13 protein-coding genes are annotated in these 19035 nt (G+C 67.4%); all 13 read left to right on the top strand.

From position 1 onward, the window contains the following. Positions 1–58 precede the first annotated feature (58 nt). The 13 genes from IT41_RS12595 to IT41_RS12655 all read left to right on the top strand — a co-directional run bounded on the left by IT41_RS12595 (position 59) and on the right by IT41_RS12655 (position 18975). The gene (locus tag IT41_RS12595; protein WP_081967553.1) at positions 59–616 is read left to right on the top strand and encodes a copper chaperone PCu(A)C; all 558 of its coding nucleotides are present in this window, start codon (positions 59–61) and stop codon (positions 614–616) included. Further along, the gene (locus tag IT41_RS12600; protein ID WP_052081508.1) at positions 603–1223 is read left to right on the top strand and encodes an SCO family protein; all 621 of its coding nucleotides are present in this window, start codon (positions 603–605) and stop codon (positions 1221–1223) included. The genes IT41_RS12595 and IT41_RS12600 overlap by 14 nt, the downstream gene beginning before the upstream one ends. A 114-nt stretch (positions 1224–1337) precedes the next feature. After that, positions 1338–2468 (top strand): aminodeoxychorismate synthase component I, encoded by a 1131-nt coding sequence (locus IT41_RS12605; protein WP_036741902.1) that lies wholly within the window; start codon positions 1338–1340, stop codon positions 2466–2468. Then, positions 2426–3061 carry an aminotransferase class IV family protein gene (locus IT41_RS12610; protein ID WP_036741903.1) on the top strand — a complete coding sequence of 212 codons (636 nt, stop codon included), beginning with the start codon at positions 2426–2428 and terminating at the stop codon, positions 3059–3061. Before IT41_RS12605 ends, IT41_RS12610 begins: the two co-directional genes overlap by 43 nt. Positions 3062–3275: 214 nt before the next feature. Further along, positions 3276–4328 (top strand): quinolinate synthase NadA, encoded by a 1053-nt coding sequence (nadA, locus tag IT41_RS12615; protein ID WP_036741904.1) that lies wholly within the window; start codon positions 3276–3278, stop codon positions 4326–4328. Next, the gene (locus tag IT41_RS12620) at positions 4328–5887 is read left to right on the top strand and encodes an L-aspartate oxidase (protein WP_036741905.1); all 1560 of its coding nucleotides are present in this window, start codon (positions 4328–4330) and stop codon (positions 5885–5887) included. The genes nadA and IT41_RS12620 overlap by 1 nt, the downstream gene beginning before the upstream one ends. Positions 5888–6075: 188 nt before the next feature. Continuing rightward, positions 6076–8463 carry a glycogen/starch/alpha-glucan phosphorylase gene (locus tag IT41_RS12625; RefSeq protein WP_036741987.1) on the top strand — a complete coding sequence of 796 codons (2388 nt, stop codon included), beginning with the start codon at positions 6076–6078 and terminating at the stop codon, positions 8461–8463. A gap of 35 nt (positions 8464–8498) precedes the next feature. Next, the gene (glgB, locus tag IT41_RS12630; RefSeq protein ID WP_036741906.1) at positions 8499–10706 is read left to right on the top strand and encodes a 1,4-alpha-glucan branching protein GlgB; all 2208 of its coding nucleotides are present in this window, start codon (positions 8499–8501) and stop codon (positions 10704–10706) included. Between the two features lie 48 nt (positions 10707–10754). Then, positions 10755–12020, top strand: coding sequence for a glucose-1-phosphate adenylyltransferase (gene glgC / locus IT41_RS12635; protein ID WP_074948129.1), 1266 nt, complete (start codon positions 10755–10757; stop codon positions 12018–12020). Further along, positions 12017–13429 carry a glycogen synthase GlgA gene (gene glgA, locus IT41_RS12640; protein ID WP_036741907.1) on the top strand — a complete coding sequence of 471 codons (1413 nt, stop codon included), beginning with the start codon at positions 12017–12019 and terminating at the stop codon, positions 13427–13429. Before glgC ends, glgA begins: the two co-directional genes overlap by 4 nt. Next, a complete protein-coding gene (glgX, locus tag IT41_RS12645; protein ID WP_036741908.1) occupies positions 13426–15519 on the top strand; it encodes a glycogen debranching protein GlgX in 2094 nt (697 codons plus the stop codon). The genes glgA and glgX overlap by 4 nt, the downstream gene beginning before the upstream one ends. After that, positions 15512–17347, top strand: coding sequence for a 4-alpha-glucanotransferase (malQ, locus tag IT41_RS12650; RefSeq protein ID WP_036741909.1), 1836 nt, complete (start codon positions 15512–15514; stop codon positions 17345–17347). Before glgX ends, malQ begins: the two co-directional genes overlap by 8 nt. After that, positions 17344–18975 (top strand): alpha-D-glucose phosphate-specific phosphoglucomutase, encoded by a 1632-nt coding sequence (locus IT41_RS12655; RefSeq protein ID WP_036741910.1) that lies wholly within the window; start codon positions 17344–17346, stop codon positions 18973–18975. The genes malQ and IT41_RS12655 overlap by 4 nt, the downstream gene beginning before the upstream one ends. Positions 18976–19035 lie beyond the last annotated feature (60 nt).

Below are 19035 nucleotides of genomic sequence, written 5' to 3' on the forward strand. Positions count from 1 at the left end.
TCCGCGCGGCGATCTGCCGGCGGATGAGAATGCAACCGATATCAGACGAGCAAAGACAATGAAGACATATCTGATCGGGGTGCTTTGCGCCTCGGCCCTTGGGGTGACCGCCCTGCCGGCAAGCGCCTGCGAAGCGCATGAGGCCGGCCATACGAACAGCCATGCCGCCGCGCCGGCTGCGGCCGGTGCCTCGGTCACGCTGGGCGATCTGACGCTGTCGGGCGGCTTCAGCCGCGCGACGCCGCCGCGCGCGCCGGTCGCGGGCGGTTTCCTGACCATTGCCAATGCCGGCGCCGCCGACCGGCTGGTCTCGGCCAGCGCCGAGGAGATCGCCGGCCGGACCGAGATCCATGAAATGCAGATGCAGGGCGATGTCATGCGGATGCGCGAACTGCCCGACGGGCTGCCGATTCCGGCGGGCGCCTCGGTTGAACTGCGGCCGGGCGGGCTGCATATCATGTTCCGAGAACTGAAACGCCCGCTGACCGAGGGCGAGACGATCAAGCTCATGCTGGTCTTTGAAAAGGCCGGCGAGGTGGAACTGCCGCTGCTTGTCGGGCCGCTGAACGCGCGCCCCTCGGGTGCGGGCAAAGGGGGGAGCGATGTCGGGAACTGAAGCCAGATCAGGCCTGCGCCGCCTGCGCTATCTGCTCTGGGGGCTGGCCCTTGTGGCGCTGGCCGGCTTCGGCTGGCTGAAATACGGCCCCGCCGGCGATATCGGGATCACCGATCCGGGCACCAGCCAGCTTGGCCTGGGCGACTATCGGCTGCAGGCCACGGATGGCAGCGAATTCTCGCAGCAGACGCTGAAGGGCAAGCCCTCGGCGGTGTTCTTCGGCTTTACCAACTGCCCCGATGTCTGCCCGACCACGCTGGGGGATATCGCCGGCTGGCGGGAACAGCTGGGCGAGCGGGCCGAAAACCTGCGCGTCTTTTTCGTGACCGTGGACCCCGAACGCGATCCGGTCGGGGTGCTGGAAGAATATGTCTCGTGGGTGCCGGGCGTGATCGGCGTCTCGGGATCGCCCGAGGAAATCGCCAAGGCGGTCAAGGCGTTCCGGATCTATGCCCGCAAGGCCCCGACCGAAGGGGGCGGCTACGCCATGGATCATTCCTCGAGCGTGCTGCTGTTCGACGGCGAGGGGGAATTCGCCGGGCTGATCGGCTATCAGGAGGAAACCGCGCGGGCGATGGCCAGCCTGAACAGCCTGCTGGGCGGCTGACTTGCGGCGGCGCCGGGTTCGCCCGGCGCCGCTGGCTTTCGCTTCGGCTTTTCGTCAAGGATTGTTCCCCGCCCCCCGGCCGTGCTAGCCCGCGCGGCGAACAGGGAGGTAGCTTTGATCCTTTGCGAATTCGGCCCCGGACGGGCGCCCTGCATGTTCCGGGATCCCGATGAGACGGTGCTGGCCACGCATCCCGACGAGGTCGCGCCGGCGCTGGAACGGCTTGAGGCGCGGCGCCGCGCCGGGGCATGGATTGCGGGCTACCTGTCCTATGAGCTGGGCTATGCGCTTGAGCCGGTGCTGGCGCCGCTGATGCCCGGCGACCGTCGCTGGCCGCTGCTGGCGTTCAGCGTCCACCGTGACGGGCCGCGGCCGATGCCGGCGCTGCCTTCGGGCGATGCGGCGCGGCTGTCCCCGTTGCGCCCGCTGATCGGGCAAGACAATTACGACCGCGCATTCGCGCGCACGCGCGACTATATCGCGGCGGGGGATTGCTATCAGATCAACCTGACATTTCCACTTGGCGCGCGGCTGGTTTCGGGCAGCGCGCTGGACCTCCATGCGGCGCTGGCCGCGCGCCAGCCGGTCGGTTACGGCGCATATCTGGACATGGGGCAGGGGCCGGTCATCGTCTCGCGCTCGCCCGAGCTGTTCGTGCGGCTCGACGCGCGGGGCGCGATCGAGGCGCGGCCGATGAAGGGCACCGCGCCGCGCGATCCCGATCCCACGCGGGACGCGGCGCTGGCGGCGGGACTGGCCGCCTCGGCCAAGAACCGGGCCGAGAACCTGATGATCGTGGACCTGCTGCGCAACGATATCGCGCGCATCTCGCGGGTCGGCTCGGTCCGGGTGCCCGAGCTGTTCGCGGTGGAAACCTATGCGACCCTCCATCAGATGACCTCGCGCGTGGTCGGCCAGCTTGCCCGGCCGGCGGATCTGGGCGCGCTGCTGCGCGCGCTGTTTCCCTGCGGCTCGATCACCGGCGCGCCCAAGATCCGCGCCATGCAGATCATCCGCGAGGTCGAGCCCTTTGCCCGCGGCGTCTATTGCGGCAGCATCGGCTGGATGGCGCCGGACGGCCGCGCGGAATTCTCGGTCGCGATCCGCACGCTGTCGGTCTGGCCCGATGGCCGGGTGGTGCTGAATGCGGGCGGCGGCGTGGTGCAGGATTCGACGCCCGAGGGCGAATGGGAGGAGGCGCTGTGGAAGACCCGTTACGCGCAGGCGCTGGCGACCCCGGCCTGAAGCTGATCGAGACCGTGCTCTGGGACGGGGCGTCCTGTCCGCGGATCGCGGGCCATCTGGCGCGGCTGAGCGGCAGCGCCGCGCGGCTGGGCTGGCCCTGCGATATCGCGGCGGCCCGCGCCGCGCTGACCGGCCCGCCGGGCCAGCCGGCGCGGTTGCGGCTGACGCTGGACCGCGCCGGCGGGATCGAGGTGACGCGCGCGGCGCTGCCGGTCTCGCCCGCCGAATGGCGGCTGGCGCTGGCGCCGCTGCGGCTGGCCTCGGGCGATCCATGGCTGCGCATCAAGACCACGCGCCGGGCCGGCTATGACGAGGCGCGCGCGGCAATGCCGGACGGGATCGAAGAGCTGATCCTGCTCAACGAACGCGACGAGGTCTGCGACGGCACCATCACCACGGTTTTCTTTGACCGGGGGCAGGGATTGCGCACGCCTCCGCTGTCCTCGGGCCTGCTGGCCGGGGTACTGCGGACCGAGCTCCTGGCGTGTGGCGCGTGCCGCGAAGAGGTTCTCATGGCCGCCGATCTGCCGCTTGTGCGCCTGTGGGTGGGCAATGCCCTGCGCGGCCTGATTCCGGCGCTTTGGCGCGGCTGAGGCCATGGTTTGAAAAACGGACCGCAAGCAGCGGGTTTTCCGGAACGATTTCCCTATTGATCCCCGGTTTGCCGTCATTCCAAGAATTATCATTGCCCCTGCGCCGGCGATCCGCTACCAGCCCCCTCTCACAGGGTCCGGGACTGTCCGGGCCAGCCGGGTGCCGCGCCCTGCCGCGCGACCCAAGCAACGCGGGCGGAATGGGAGGGGCCATATGCTCGATCTGACATCCATCCGGGACGAACTGGCCCGGCATTACGATCTGGAACCCTCGGTGGAACTGGCCGCGAGCATGGCCGATATCCATGCCCGCATGGACCGCGTCATGCCCTGGCCGGACTGGGCGATTCACGCGCCCTATGTCGCCGCGATCAACCGGCTCAAACGCGAACGCAATGCCGTGGTTCTGGCGCATAACTACATGACGCCGCAGATCTATCACGGCATTTCCGATGTGGTCGGCGACAGCCTGCATCTGGCGATCAAGGCGACCGAGGTCGAGGCCGATGTGATCGTGCAATGCGGCGTGCATTTCATGGCCGAGACATCCAAGATCCTGAACCCCGCCAAGACCGTGCTGATGCCCGACATGGAGGCCGGCTGTTCGCTGGCCGAAAGCATCACCGCCGAGGGCATCGCCGAAATGCGCGCCCGGTTCCCCGGCGCGCCGGTGGTCAGCTATGTGAACACCACCGCCGAGGTCAAGGCCGCGTCCGATATCTGCTGCACCTCGGCCAATGCCGCCCAGATCGTCGCCGCGGTCGAGGGCGACACGGTGATCATGACACCCGACAAATGGCTGGCGCAGAACGTCGCGAAAAAGGTGCCGCAAAAGCGCGTGGTCTGGTGGGATGGCGCCTGCGTCGTGCATGAACGCTTCACCGCCCAGGACCTGCGCGATTTCCGCGACTGGAATCCGGGTCTGAGGATCATCGCCCATCCCGAATGCCCGCCCGAAGTGGTGGATGAGGCCGATTACGCCGGCTCGACCGCGAATATCCAGGACTGGGTGGAAAAAGAGCGGCCGAAACAGGTGATGCTGGTCACCGAATGCTCGATGGCGGCGAATATCTCGGATGCCAACCCGGAAGTCGAGTTCCTGGGCCCCTGCAACATGTGCCCCTATATGCAGAAGATCACGCTGGAAAAGGTGCTGTGGTCGCTGCATTCCATGACCGGCGCGGTCGAGGTCGATCCCTCGGTTGCCGATCGCGCGCGGCTCGCGGTGCAGCGCATGATCGACCTGTCGCGGCGTCTGGCGGCCTGATGCGCAAGCTTGCCACGGATCGCGTCGTCATCGTCGGCGCCGGTCTGGGCGGGCTTTACGCGGCGCTGGAACTGGCGCCGCGCCCGGTGCTGATGATTTCGCCCGAGGTTCTGGGGCAGGGCGCCAGTTCCGCTTGGGCGCAGGGCGGCGTGGCGGCGGCCATGGACCCGGCCGACAGCGCCGGGGCGCATGCCCGCGACACGCTGCGCGCCGGGGCCGGCACGGTCGATCCGCAGGTCGCGCAGATGGTCACGCGCGAGGCGCGCGAGCATGTCCTGGACCTGACGCGGCTGGGCACGCCCTTCGACCGGCGGCCGGATGGCAGCTATGTCATGTCGCGCGAGGCGGCGCACAGCTTCGCCCGCGTGGTGCGCGTGCGCGGCGATCAGGCCGGGGCCGAGATCATGCGCGCGCTGATCGCGCAGGTGCGGCAGACCCCGTCGATCCAGGTGCTGGAAGGCGTCGCCGCCAGCGGGCTGGTGCTGCACGACGGCCGGGTCGCGGGCGTCGAGGTGACGCGCGCCGAGGGCTCCGGGCCGGTCGCGATCCGGGCGCCGGCGGTGCTGCTGGCGGGCGGCGGCTCGGGCGGGCTTTATGCGGTCACGACCAATCCGCCGCGCATCCGGGGGCAGGTGATCGGCATGGCCGCACGCGCGGGCGCGGTGATCGCTGATGCCGAATTCGTGCAGTTCCACCCCACCGCGATAGATAGCGGCGAGGATCCGGCACCGCTTGCCACCGAGGCGCTGCGCGGCGAGGGCGCGCATCTGGTCAACCGGCTGGGTGAGCGCTTCATGCTGGACCTCCACCCGGATGCGGAGCTTGCGCCGCGCGACGTGGTGGCGCGCGGGGTCTATGCGCAAAGCCAGGCCGGGCTGCGGCCGGCGCTGGACACGCGCCACTGTCTGGGCGCCCGCATCCTGAGCGATTTTCCCGCCGTCGCGGCGGCCTGCGCCCGGGCCGGGATCGATCCCGGCCGCGCGCCGATCCCGGTGGCGGCGGCGGCGCATTACCATATGGGCGGGGTGGCGGTCGATGCCGATGGCCGCGCCAGCCTGCCGGGGCTCTGGGTCTGCGGCGAGGCCTCGGCCACCGGCCTGCATGGCGCGAATCGCCTGGCCTCGAACGGGCTTCTCGAGGCGCTGGTCTATGCCCGCCGCGCGGCGCTCTCGATCGCCGCCAGCCTCCCCGAGGCAGGCGATGCGCCAGAGGTCACGCTGCCCGCGCCCGTGCCCGCGCCGCTGCCCGATCCGGCGCTGGTCGCGCGGCTGCGCCGTACCATGACCGATGGCGCAGGCGTCATGCGCGATGCCCGGGGGCTGAGCCGCTGCCTGCGCGAGATCGCCGCGATCGAGGCCGCCCAGCCGGATTGTCCCGCGCTTCTGAACATGACCGCGACCGCGACGCTGATCGCCGCCGCCGCGCTCATGCGGCGCGAAAGCCGCGGCGCGCATTGCCGCAGCGATTTCCCGCAGACCGCCGCCGAGGGCCGGCGTTCGCGCCTGTTGCTGGCCGACGCCATGGCGCTGCGCGCGCGCCTGCGCCCGGAACTGACCTGAGCCGATTGCCGGTCGGCCGTCCTTCGCGTGCCGGATTGCCGGATTTTGCGTCGATTTTGCCGCGAGTCGGTTATCGCTAACGGCTTTTTCCGCGCCAGCGCTTGCTTTCGCATGAGGTTTCCGTAAGCAGGATCAAGGGGAGCCCGCATGTTCCGCCGGGCGTAGAGATTGCAAGGTGACAAATGGCCATGGACGACCTGCCCAGGACCGATCTCCGTGCCGCGATTATGTGGCATCTGACCTATACGCTGGGCAAGGACCCCGATCACGCGCAGCTTTTCGACTGGCGCATGGCGCTGAGCCATGCGGTGCGCGACCGCATCGTCGACCGCTGGATGACGGCGACGCGGGACACCTATCGCGCCGATGCCAAGCGCGTCTATTACCTGTCGATGGAATTCCTGATCGGGCGTCTGCTCGAGGACAATATCGTCAACCTGCAAATGACCGATCAGGCGCGCGCGGCCATCGAATCCCTTGGCCTCGACTATCGCCAGCTTCTGCTGGACGAACCCGATGCCGCGCTTGGCAATGGCGGGCTGGGCCGGCTGGCGGCATGTTTCATGGAATCGCTGGCGACGCTGGGCTGCCCCGCCTATGGCTACGGTATCCGCTATGAGCACGGGCTGTTCCGGCAGTCCTTTCTCGACGGCCGCCAGCAGGAGGCGCCCGAGGACTGGCTGCAACAGCCCAATGCCTGGGAATTCGAGCGGCCCGAGGCCAGGTTCACCCTGGGTTTCGGCGGCAACATCCTGACCCGGGCCGGCACCACCCGGTGGGAGCCGGAACATTTCGTCCAGGCCGAGGCCTTCGATACGCCGGTGATCGGCTGGCGGGGCCGCTGGGCCAATACGCTGCGGCTCTGGGCGGGGCGCGCGGTCAATCCCTTTGACCTCGAGCGGTTCAATGCCGGCGATTTCGCCGCCGCGGCCGAGAATGAGGCGCTGGCCCGGACCATTTCGCGCGTGCTCTACCCCGAGGATTCGACCGAAAAAGGCAAGTATCTGCGGCTGATGCAGGAATATTTCTTCTCGGCCGCCTCGATCCGCGACATCCTGCGCCGCTTCGAGACGGCGCATCAGGACCTGCGTCTGTTGCCGCAGAAGGTCGCGATCCAGATGAACGACACCCATCCGGCCATTGCCGGGCCGGAACTGGTGCGGCTGCTGCATGACGAACGCGGCCTGCCCTTTGACGAGGCGCTGGATATCGCGCGGGGCTGCCTGAACTACACGAACCACACATTGCTGCCCGAGGCGCTGGAAAGCTGGGGCGAGGCCCTGTTCGCAAGCCTGCTGCCGCGCCATCTGCAACTGATCGACCGCATCGACGACGCCCATGCCAAGGCGCATCCGGCGCGCAGGGTTTCGGCGCATGGCGATGGCCGGGTCAGGATGGGCGAGCTGTCCTTTATCATGTCGAATCGCGTCAATGGCGTGGCCGCGCTGCATACCGGGCTGATGAAGACCACGGTCTTCAGGGAACTGAACGATCTGCATCCGGGGCGTATCGTCAATGAAACCAACGGCGTCACGCCGCGCCGCTGGGTGCATTCGTGCAACCCCCGCCTGTCGGCGCTGATCACCGACACGATCGGCGATGGCTGGATCGGCGATCTGGAAAAGCTGACTGAGCTTGAGCCGCATATCGACGATGCGGACTGGCTGGCGCGATTTGCCCAGGTCAAGACCGACAACAAGGCCGGGCTGTGCGACTGGGTGACGCGCGAACATGAGCTGATGCTGAACCCGGAGGCGATCTTCGACGTGCAGATCAAGCGCATCCACGAATACAAGCGCCAGCACCTGAACATCCTTGAGGCCATCGCGCTCTGGCAGGAGATCAGGGACAATCCGGGTGCCGGCTGGACGCCCCGGGTCAAGATCTTCGGCGGCAAGGCGGCGCCGGGCTATTTCTTTGCCAAGGACATCATCCGGCTGATCAACGACGCCGCGCGCGTGATCAATGCCGATGCGGCCACGCACGGGCTTTTGCAGATCATCTACCTGCCCAATTACAACGTCACCATGGCCGAACGCCTGATCCCCGCCGCCGATCTGTCGGAACAGATCTCGACCGCCGGAAAAGAGGCCTCGGGCACCGGCAACATGAAATTCGCCCTGAACGGCGCGCTGACCATCGGCACGCTGGACGGCGCCAATGTCGAGATCCGCGAGCGGGTGGGCAAGGAGAACTTTTTCCTCTTCGGCATGACCGTGGATGAGGCCGAGGCCCGGCGTCAGGTCGAAAACCATGCGGCAGGCGCCATCGCCGCCGATCCGCGCCTGGCCCGCGCCATCGAGGCGATCCGCGCGGGCGCCTTCAGCCCCGATGAGCCGGATCGCTACGCGGGCATCGTCGGGAACCTGACCGGGCCGGATTATTTCCTCGTCGCTTCGGATTTCAGCGATTACTGGCGCGCGCAGCGCGAGGTCGACCAGGCTTATGCGGACAAACGGAACTGGGCGCGGATGGCGGCGCTGAACGCCGCGCGGTCGGGCTGGTTCTCGTCTGATCGCACGATCCGTGGTTACATGGCCGATATCTGGGGGGCGCGCAGCCTGACCGGAAACTAAGGTCGCGCCGCAGCCATCGCAAAAAGGGGGAAGACATGGCCATGATCGACCCGAACGAGATCGCAGACCTCTCGGTCCTGAATCGGATCGTGCAGGGGCGCCATGACGATCCCTTTGCCGTTCTGGGACCGCATCGGCGCGACCGTGTGCGCCATGTCACCGTATTCGATCCGGGCGCCGCGGAAATGGCCGCGCTGGTCGCCGGCAAGGCCCATCCGCTGGACCCGGTCGAGGGCTATTCCGGCCTGTTTCACGGCAAGGTGCCGGGGGCGAAACCCTATCGCCTGCGCGGCCGGCGCGAGGCCGAGGAATGGCAGGTCGAGGACGCCTATCGTTTCGGCCCGGTCCTGGGCGAGATGGACGAATACCTGCTGGGCGAGGGCACGCATCGGCGCATCTGGCAGGTCCTAGGCGCGCATGTGATCGAACACGAGGGCGTGCGCGGCACGCATTTCGCGGTCTGGGCGCCCAATGCGCGGCGCGTGTCCGTGATCGGGGATTTCAACGCCTGGGACGGGCGGCGCCATGTCATGCGCCGGCGCGGCGCGACCGGCGTGTGGGAAATCTTCATGCCGGAACTGGGCGAGGGCACGGCCTATAAATATGAAATCCTGGGCGCCTATGGCAGCCTGCATCAAAAGGCCGATCCGGTGGGTTTCGGATCGCAGCACCCGCCGGCCACGGCCTCGGTCGTGCGCGACATTTCGGGCTATGGCTGGTCGGATCAGGGCTGGATGGGGACGCGCGCGGATGCGCAGCGCGTGGACCGGCCGATCTCGATCTACGAGGTGCATCTGGGCAGCTGGCGCCGCAAGGATGGCGGCCGGCCGATTTCCTACAAGGAAGCCGCGAGCGAACTGGTCGAATATGCATCAGATATGGGGTTTACCCATCTGGAATTGCTGCCGATTTCTGAATATCCATTCGATGGATCATGGGGCTATCAGCCGGTCGGCATGTTCGCGCCCACGATCCGTTTCGGGCCCCCGCATGAGTTCCGCGATCTGGTCAATGCCGCGCATAAGGCCGGGCTGGGGGTGATCCTTGACTGGGTGCCCGGCCATTTCCCGACCGATGCGCATGGGCTGGGCCAGTTCGACGGCACCGCGCTATACGAGCATGCCGACCCGCGCGAGGGGTTCCATCAGGACTGGAACACGCTGATCTATAATTACGGCCGGGTCGAGGTGATGAATTACCTGACCTCGAACGCGCTTTACTGGCTGCGGGAATACCATGTGGACGGGCTGCGCGTGGATGCCGTGGCCTCGATGCTTTACCGCGACTATTCGCGATCCGATGGCGAATGGGTCCCCAACAAGGATGGCGGCCGCGAGAATTACGAAGCCATCGCCATGCTGCAGGAGATGAACCGCCTGACCTATGGCGAGGAACCGGGGATCATGACGGTGGCCGAGGAATCGACATCCTATCCCAAGGTGTCGCGGCCGGTGCATGAGGGCGGGCTGGGCTTTGGCTTCAAGTGGAACATGGGCTGGATGAACGACACGCTGGATTACATGACCCGCGATCCGGTCCATCGCCGCCACCATCACCACCAGATGACATTCGGCCTGCATTACGCGTTTTCGGAAAATTTCATCCTGCCGATCAGCCATGACGAGGTGGTGCATGGCAAGGGCTCGATGCTGTCCAAGATGCCCGGCGACGGGTGGGAGAAATTCGCCAATCTGCGCGCATATTACGGCTTCATGTGGGGGCATCCGGGCAAGAAGCTGCTGTTCATGGGCCAGGAATTCGCGCAGGGCGCGGAATGGAACCATGACGCGGAAATCGACTGGGCCTGCATGGGCCATCCGCTGCATTACGGCATGCAGCAACTGGTGCGCGACCTGAACGCGCTCTATCGCGCGACGCCCGCGCTTTACGCGCGCGACTGCGACGGCGCCGGCTTCCAGTGGATCGAGGCGAATGACGCCGACAATTCCGTCTATGCCTGGATCCGGCGCGGCAATTCCGGCGACCCCGAGGCGGTGGTCCTGTGCAATTTCACCCCGGTTGAGCGCTCCGCCTATCGCCTGGGCTTTCCGCAGCCCGGGCGCTGGCGCGAGGCGCTGAATACGGATGCCGAGGCCTATGGCGGCGGCGGGCGCGGCAATCTGGGCCATGTCACCGCCGTGCCGGGCGAAAGCCATGGCCAGCCCGCCCATGCCGATATCGTCCTGCCGCCGCTTTCCACGCTGATCTTCGTCAAGGACAGGGACGATACCGCCACGAACTAGACTGCCAGCCCGCCGCGCGCGGTGAAATTTACATGAGGAGGAGGGAAGATGGTTACCCGCAACGACAGGCTCTCCAATCGCAGCATGGCCTTTGTGCTGGCGGGCGGGCGCGGATCGCGGCTCAGGGAGCTGACCGACCGCCGGGTGAAGCCGGCCGTCTATTTCGGTGGCAAGTCCCGGATCATCGACTTCGCGCTGTCCAATGCGCTGAATTCCGGCATCCGCAAGATCGCGCTGGCCACGCAATACAAGGCGCATTCCCTGATCCGCCATGTCCAGCGCGGCTGGAACTTCTTTCGCGCCGAGCGCAACGAGTTTCTCGATATCCTGCCGGCGTCGCAGCGATATGACGAGGCGACTTGGTATCGCGGCACGGCCGATGCGGTGGCGCAGAATATCGACATCATCGACAGCTATCATGTCGAATATGTGCTGATCCTGGCAGGCGACCATATCTACAAGATGGATTACGAGCTGATGATCCGCCAGCATGTCGAAACCGGCGCCGATGTGACCATCGGCTGCCTGACGGTGCCGCGGGCCGAGGCCTCGGCCTTTGGCGTGATGGCGGTGGATGCGGCCGACCGGATCACCAGCTTCCTGGAAAAGCCGAAAGATCCGCCCGGCACGCCGGAAAACCCCGATGTCACACTGGCCTCGATGGGGATTTACGTGTTTCGCTGGGATTTCCTGCGCGAGTTGCTGATCCGCGACATGCAGGACCAGAATTCCAGCCATGATTTCGGCAATGACCTGATCCCCGAGATCGTCAGGAACGGCAAGGCGCAGGCGCATCGCTTTTCCGAAAGCTGCGTGCGCTCCAGCCCCGATGCGCCGGTCTATTGGCGCGATGTGGGCACCATAGACGCCTTCTGGCGGGCCAATATCGACCTGACCGATTTCACCCCGGAACTGGATCTGTGGGATCGCGACTGGCCGATCTGGACCTATTCGGAATCGGTGCCGCCGGCCAAGTTCATCCATGACGAACCGACCCGGCGCGGCCATGCCGTCAGTTCCATGGTGTCCGGCGGCTGCATCATCTCGGGCACCGATATCCGCCAGTCGCTGCTGTTCACCCATGTCAAGACGAATTCCTTTGCCAGTCTCGACGGGGCGGTGGTCCTGCCTTATGTGAACGTCGCCCGCCATGCGCGGCTGAAAAACGTGGTGATCGACCGCGGTGTCCATATCCCCGAGGGCCTCGTGGTGGGCGAGGATCCCGAAGCGGACGCGAAATGGTTCCGCGTCACCGGGGGCGGCGTCACCCTGATCACCAGGGAAATGCTGCTGCGAAGGGAAGCCTCGTTATGACAAGGGTCCTGTCCGTCACCTCGGAATGCGTGCCGCTGATCAAGACCGGCGGGCTGGCGGATGTGGCGGGCGCCCTGCCGGGCGCGCTGGCCGGGCATGGCGTCGCGATGCGGACATTGCTGCCGGGTTACCGCGCCGTCCTGGCCGCGCAGGGCGATGCGCCGGTGGTGATGGATCTGGGCGATCTGTTCGGCGGGCCGGCCCGCATCCGGCAGGGCGCGCTTGGCGATGCGGTGCTTTACGTGCTGGATGCGCCCTATCTGTTCGACCGCGATGCCGGCCCCTATCTGGGCGCGGATGGCAGGGACTGGCCCGACAATCCGCAGCGTTTCGCGGCGCTGTGCCGGGCCGCGGCGCTGATCGCGCGCGACGGCATCGGCGACTGGCGCCCGCAGGTCCTGCATCTGCATGACTGGCAGGCGGGGCTGACCCCGGTCTATCTGCGCCAGCTTGAGGTCGGCGATGTCCGCACCCTGCTCACCATCCACAATATCGCCTTTCAGGGGCTGGCCCCGGCGCATATGCTGAGCGCGCTGCACCTGCCCGCCCATCTCTTCACGCCGCATGGCTTTGAATATTGGGGCCGGATCAGCGCGCTCAAGGCGGGGATCGTCTTTGCCGACAAGGTCTCGACCGTCAGCCCGACCTATGCCGAGGAACTGATGACGCCGGAATTCGGCATGGGGATGCAGGGGGTGCTGGCCAGCCGCGCCTCCGATTTCGCGGGCATCCTGAACGGCATCGACCTGGATGTCTGGACGCCGCCCTATCCCGATCCCGCCGGCAAGGCCGCCTTTCGCGAGGCGCTGCGCGCCGAGTTCGGCCTGCCCGGCGCCGAGGGACCGCTTTGCGTCGCCATCTCGCGCCTGTCGGGGCAAAAGGGGCTGGATCTGCTGATCGAGGCGCTGCCCGCGCTGCTGGAGCAGGGCGGCCAGCTGGCGGTTCTGGGCTCGGGCGATCCGGCGATCGAGGCGGCGCTGCGCGCGGCGGCGGCGCGCCATCCGACCGGGGTAGCCCTGCGCGTCGGCTATGACGAGGCGCTGGCCCATCGCATGATCGCGGGGGGCGATGCGATCCTTGTGCCGTCGCGCTTTGAGCCCTGCGGCCTGACGCAGCTTTACGGGCTGCGCTTCGGCACGCTGCCGGTGGTCTCGCTGACCGGCGGGCTGGCCGATACGGTGATCAATGCCTCGACCGCGGCGCTGCGCGCGGGCGTGGCGACGGGGCTGCAATTCCATCCGGTCACGGCGCGGGCACTGTCGCGCGCGCTGGTCCGGCTTTGCGCGCTTTACCGCCAGCCCGAACTCTGGCAACGGATGGCGCGCAACGCCATGGCGCAGCCGGTGGGCTGGGATGCCTCGGCGGCAAGCTATGCCGAACTGTTTTACGAGATGACGACGGCCGAATGACGAACTGGACGATCAGCGCGGGGCATGCCGCGCCGCTGGGTGCGACTTTCGACGGCGAGGGCGTGAACTTCGCCGTGTTTTCCGTGCATGCAAGCAAGGTGGCGCTGTGCCTGTTCAGCCCGGACGGCAAGCGCGAGACGCATCGCATCGAACTGCCCGAACGCGACGGCGATGTCTGGCACGGCTATATCCCCGGCCTGCGCCCGGGCCAGCTTTACGGCTATCGCGCCCATGGGCCCTATGCCCCGGCCGAGGGGCAGCGTTTCAATCCCAGCAAGCTGCTGATGGATCCCTATGCCAAGCGGCTGACCGGGCACCCGGTCTGGCATGACGCGCTGATGGGCTATACCGTCGGCGCGCCCGAGGCCGATCTGTCGCTGGACCCGCGCGACAGCGCGCCCTATATGCCGCGCTCGGTGGTCGAGGATCCGTCCTTTGCCTGGGGCGACGACCATCCGCCCGGCACGCCCGTCTCGCGATCCATCATCTACGAGGCCCATGTGAAGGGTCTGACCCGGCAGCACCCCGGGGTGCCGAACCCCGGCACATTCCTGGGGCTGGCCTCGGAGCCGATGCTGGAGCATCTGCAAAAGCTGGGCATCACCGCCATCGAGCTGCTGCCCGTGCAGGCATTCCTGAACGACCGCTTTCTGGTCGAAAAGGGGCTGGTGAATTTCTGGGGCTACCAGACGCTGGGCTTTTTCGCGCCCGATCCGCGCTATCTCTCGGCCGGCAATATCGCCGAGTTCCAGCACATGGTGGCGCGGCTTCATTCCGCCGGGATCGAGGTCATTCTGGATGTGGTCTATAACCACACCTGCGAGGGGAACGAGCTGGGCCCGACGCTCAGCTTTCGCGGGCTGGACAATCGCAGCTATTACCGGCTGGCCGAGGATCCGCGCCGTTACATCAACGATACCGGTACCGGCAACACGCTGAACCTGAACCATCCGATGGTGCTGCGCATGGTCATGGACAGCCTGCGCTACTGGGTCGAGGTGATGCATGTGGACGGGTTCCGTTTCGACCTCTGCGCGACGCTGGGCCGGCGGGTGCGGGGCGGGTTTTCCTCAAGCGCGTCATTTTTCGATGCCATCCGGCAGGATCCGGTGCTGACCCGCGTCAAGCTGATCGCCGAGCCTTGGGATATCGGCCCGGGGGGCTATCAGCTGGGGGCTTTCCCGCCGCCCTTTCTGGAATGGAACGACAAGTATCGCGACGGCGTACGGCGCTTCTGGCGCGGCGATGCCGGGCAGGTGTCCGAGCTTGCCGACCGGCTGACCGGCTCGGCCCGGCAATTCGACCATTCCGGCCGGCCGGCGACCTCCTCGGTGAATTTCCTGACCGCGCATGACGGTTTCACGCTGATGGATACGGTCAGCTATGCCGCCAAGCACAATGACGCCAATGGCGAGGGCAACCGCGACGGCCATAGCGAGAATTTCTCGGACAATATGGGCGTCGAGGGGCCGAGCGACGATCCCGCGATCACCGCGGCCCGCGCGCAGCGGCGCCGCAACATGCTGGCGACGCTGCTGTTGTCGCAGGGCACCCCGATGCTGCTGGCCGGGGATGAGCTGGGCAATTCGCAATCGGGCAACAACAATGCCTATTGTCAGGACAATCCCATCGGTTGGGTGGACTGGCAGGGGGTGGATCCGGATTTCCTGGATTTCACCCGCCGCCTGATCGCATTGCGCCGTACCCACCCGATCCTGCGGCAAAAGCGCTTCCTGCATTCGCGCCAGCGGCTTCTGGACGGGCTGGGCGATCTGTTCTGGTGGCGCCCGGATGGCGGCGCGATGACGCTTGCCGACTGGGCGCGCGACGATCTGCGCGTGCTTGGCGTGGAAATGCGCATCGCCTCGGGCACGCCCGCCTATGCGCAGCGCGAAGAGGCGCTGTTCATGATCTTCAACGGCGGCGAGGCGCTGCCGGTCAAGCTGCCCAAGGCCCCTGCGGACTGGTGCTGGCGGCTGCATATCGACACCGACCGGCCCGGGCTTGCCCCGCAGATCATCCGCAATGACAAGCTGCCGGTCGCGGCGCAATCCGTGGTGCTGCTGGAACTGGAGCGCGCCGATGGCTGACCTGCTGGCCCTGGCAACCCGCATGGGCGTGCTGCCTGGGTTTCACGACCTGACCGGGCAATGGCGCGAAACCTCGGCCGAGACGGCGGCGGCCTTGCTGGCCGCGATGGGGCTTGCCCCCGATGACCGGCCCGAGACGGTCGAGGCCACCTTGCCCATCGACGTGATCTGCGAGGCAGGCCGGCCGCCGGCGCTGGATATGCGCGACACACCCTGGCAGTTGACCCATGAGGATGGCGGCACGTTCGAGGGGCAGGAGGCTCTGCCCGAATTGCCGCTGGGCATCCACCGCCTGCACGCGCGCGGCATCGACTACACGCTGCTGGCGGCGCCGCCGCGCCTGCCCGAGCCGGCGCGCTGCTGGGGGCTGGTGGCGCCGCTTTACGGGCTTTCGGCGCAGGGCATCGGCAGCTATGACGATCTGGCGCGGCTTGCCGCCGGCATGGGCGGGCAGGGCGCGGCGTTTCTGGGTCTGAACCCGGTCCATGCCGGTTTTCCGACGCGGCCCGACCTGTTCAGCCCCTATACCCCCTCGCACCGGCGGCGGCTGAACGTGATCCATCTGGCGGCGGGGGCGGGCAGCCCCGGCCCGCTGGTCGATTACGCCCGCGATATTCCGGCGCGGATGGCGGCCCTGCGCGATGAATACGGCGCATTCGCCGCCGATCCCGCCTTTGATGCATGGCAGGCCGGGCAGGGCGAAAGCCTGCAGTGCTTTGCCCTGCATCAGGCGCTGGCCGACCGCCATGGCGCCTTCTGGAGCGACTGGCCATCGGGCCTTTCCGCGCCCGACCTGCCCGGGGCGCGGTCGGCGCGGCGCGAACTGGCAGGCGAGATGCGCTTTCACGCCTGGCTGCAATGGCGCGCCGAAACCGCGCTGGCCCGCGCGGGCCGGGCGGCGCGCGATGCCGGCATGCGCCACGGGCTCTATCTGGATCTGGCCGTCGGCACCCATCCCCATGGCGCCGAGACATGGGAGGATCGCGAAAGCTTCGCCTTCGGGGCCTCGCTCGGCGCGCCGCCCGATGCCTTCGGCCCCGAGGGGCAGAACTGGAACCTTGCGCCTTTCAACCCCTTGCGGCTGCGGGCCAGCGCCTATGCGCCTCTGGCGGAAACCCTGCGCCGGCAGTTGCAATTCGCGGGCGTGCTGCGCATCGACCATATCCTTGGCTTCGAGCGTGCCTATTGGGTGCCCGGGGGCGCGCCGGGCGCCTATGTGAAAATGCCCACCGAGGCGATGCTGGCCGTCACCCGGATCGAGGCGGCGCGCGCCGGCAATGCCGTCATCGTGGGCGAGGATCTGGGCAATATCCCCGGCGGGCTTCAGGCCATGCTGTCGGATTCGGGCATTCTGGGCTGTCGCCTCGCGATGTTCGAGCGCAGCAGCTGGCAGCCTCCGGTCTTTCGGGCCGCGCGGGATTACGACCGCGCCGCGATCGCCAGTTTCTCGACCCATGACCTGCCGACCTGGCGGGGCTGGCGGCAGGGCGCCGATATCGCGGCCCGTGCCGCGATTTCCGGCCTTGACGGGCTGGCCGCGCGGGCCGAACGCGCGGCCGAGATCGCCGCCATGGACGCGATCCTGCCCGATGACGGGATCGATGCGCTGCACGACCATCTGGCGCGGACCCCGTCGCGGCTGGTTGCCGTGCAGGCCGAGCTGCTGCTGGATATGGCCGAACAGCCCAACCTGCCCGGCACCACCACCGAATATCCGAACTGGCGCTTGCGCCTGCCGGAGGCAGCGGGGAATATCCCCGCATTGCCCGCGACCATCCGCACCGCCGCCATCATGCGGGAAAACGATCGCCAGCAGGAGGGATCATGAGCGTCCATACCATTCCCACGAAACCCATCGAGGGGCAGAAACCCGGCACCTCGGGCCTGCGCAAGAAGACCGCGATCTTCATGCAGCCGCATTACCTGGAAAACTTCGTTCAGGCGATCTGGAACGGCACCGGCGGCGCGGCCGGCAAGACCTATGTGTTGGGCGGCGACGGGCGCTATTTCAACGACCGCGCGGCGCAGGTGATCCTGCGCATGGCCGCCGCCTCGGGCGCGAAAAAGCTGATCGTCGGGCAGGATGCGCTGCTCTCCACGCCCGCCGCCTCGAACCTGATCCGGCAGCGGCGGGCGGATGGCGGCATCATCCTGTCGGCCAGCCACAATCCCGGCGGCCCGGACGAGGATTTCGGCGTCAAGTATAATGTCGGCAATGGCGGCCCCGCGCCAGAGGGCGTGACCGAACGGATTTTCGAGGCGACACGGAATATCGGCGAATATCTGATCCTCGACGCGCAGGATGTGGACCTGTCCACCCCCGGCATCCGGCGCCTGGGCGATATGGAGGTCGAGGTGGTCGATCCCGTCGCCGATTATCAGGCGCTGATGGAGCGCATCTTCGATTTCGACAAGATCAGGGCGCTGTTCGCCGGCGGCTTCCGCATCCGTTTCGACGCCATGCATGCGGTGACCGGCCCCTATGCCCACGCGATCATCGAGGGCGCGTTGGGGGCGCCGGCCGGCTCGGTGGTCAATGCCGTGCCCAGCCCCGATTTCGGCGGCGGGCATCCCGACCCGAACCCGATCTGGGCCGAGGATCTGATCGATGCGATGTTCGGCCCCGACGCGCCCGATTTCGGCGCCGCCTCGGATGGCGATGGCGACCGCAACATGATCGTCGGCCGGGGCTGCTATGTCACGCCCTCGGACAGCCTTGCGGTTCTGGCGGCGAATGCGGCGCTGGTGCCGGCCTATGCGGGCGGGCTGGCGGGCGTCGCGCGCTCGATGCCGACCTCGAAGGCGCTGGACCGGGTGGCGCAATCGCTGGGCATTTCCTGCTATGAGACCCCGACCGGCTGGAAATTCTTCGGCAATCTGCTGGATGCCGGCCGCGCCACGTTATGCGGCGAGGAAAGCGCCGGCACCGGCTCGGACCATGTGCGCGAAAAGGACGGGCTCTGGGCGGTGCTGTTCTGGCTGAACCTGTTGGCCGAGCGCAGGCAGCCGGTGGCGCAGGTCATGAACGATCACTGGGCGAAATACGGCCGCAACTATTATTCGCGCCACGATTATGAGGCGGTGGAGACCGCCGCCGCCAACGGCCTGATCGAGGATCTGCGGGGCCGGCTTGCCGAACTGCCCGGCCAGACCGTCGCCGGCCTGCGGATCGAGGCGGCGGACGAATTCGCCTATGACGATCCGGTGGACGGCGCGCATAGCGCCGGGCAGGGGCTGCGCATCATGACCGAGGGGGGCGGCCGGATCGTGCTGCGCCTGTCGGGCACAGGCACCGAGGGGGCGACCCTGCGCGTCTATCTGGAGCGGCTCGAGACCGACCCTGCGCATTTGCAGGACGATCCGCAGGACGCGCTGGCCCGGATCATCGCCGCCGCCGATGAGATCGCCGGGATTCGCACCCGCACCGGGCGCGCGGCGCCGAATGTGATCACCTGAGAACAGCCGCCCGCGCTGCGGGGCGGGCCGTCCCGGATCGGCCGTTCCCGCGGCGCGAAA

This window comes from Paracoccus halophilus, assembly GCF_000763905.1.
Classification (GTDB): Bacteria; Pseudomonadota; Alphaproteobacteria; order Rhodobacterales; family Rhodobacteraceae; genus Paracoccus; species Paracoccus halophilus.

Excerpts from the sequence above, each read along its gene's own strand:
- IT41_RS12595 (WP_081967553.1), top strand. The coding sequence starts at position 59 with ATGAAGACATATCTGATCGGGGTGCTTTGCGCCTCGGCCCTTGGGGTG.
- IT41_RS12600 (WP_052081508.1), top strand. The coding sequence starts at position 603 with ATGTCGGGAACTGAAGCCAGATCAGGCCTGCGCCGCCTGCGCTATCTG.
- nadA (WP_036741904.1), top strand. The coding sequence starts at position 3,276 with ATGCTCGATCTGACATCCATCCGGGACGAACTGGCCCGGCATTACGAT.
- IT41_RS12620 (WP_036741905.1), top strand. The coding sequence starts at position 4,328 with ATGCGCAAGCTTGCCACGGATCGCGTCGTCATCGTCGGCGCCGGTCTG.
- IT41_RS12625 (WP_036741987.1), top strand. The coding sequence starts at position 6,076 with ATGGACGACCTGCCCAGGACCGATCTCCGTGCCGCGATTATGTGGCAT.
- glgB (WP_036741906.1), top strand. The coding sequence starts at position 8,499 with ATGGCCATGATCGACCCGAACGAGATCGCAGACCTCTCGGTCCTGAAT.
- glgC (WP_074948129.1), top strand. The coding sequence starts at position 10,755 with ATGGTTACCCGCAACGACAGGCTCTCCAATCGCAGCATGGCCTTTGTG.
- glgA (WP_036741907.1), top strand. The coding sequence starts at position 12,017 with ATGACAAGGGTCCTGTCCGTCACCTCGGAATGCGTGCCGCTGATCAAG.
- glgX (WP_036741908.1), top strand. The coding sequence starts at position 13,426 with ATGACGAACTGGACGATCAGCGCGGGGCATGCCGCGCCGCTGGGTGCG.
- malQ (WP_036741909.1), top strand. The coding sequence starts at position 15,512 with ATGGCTGACCTGCTGGCCCTGGCAACCCGCATGGGCGTGCTGCCTGGG.
- IT41_RS12655 (WP_036741910.1), top strand. The coding sequence starts at position 17,344 with ATGAGCGTCCATACCATTCCCACGAAACCCATCGAGGGGCAGAAACCC.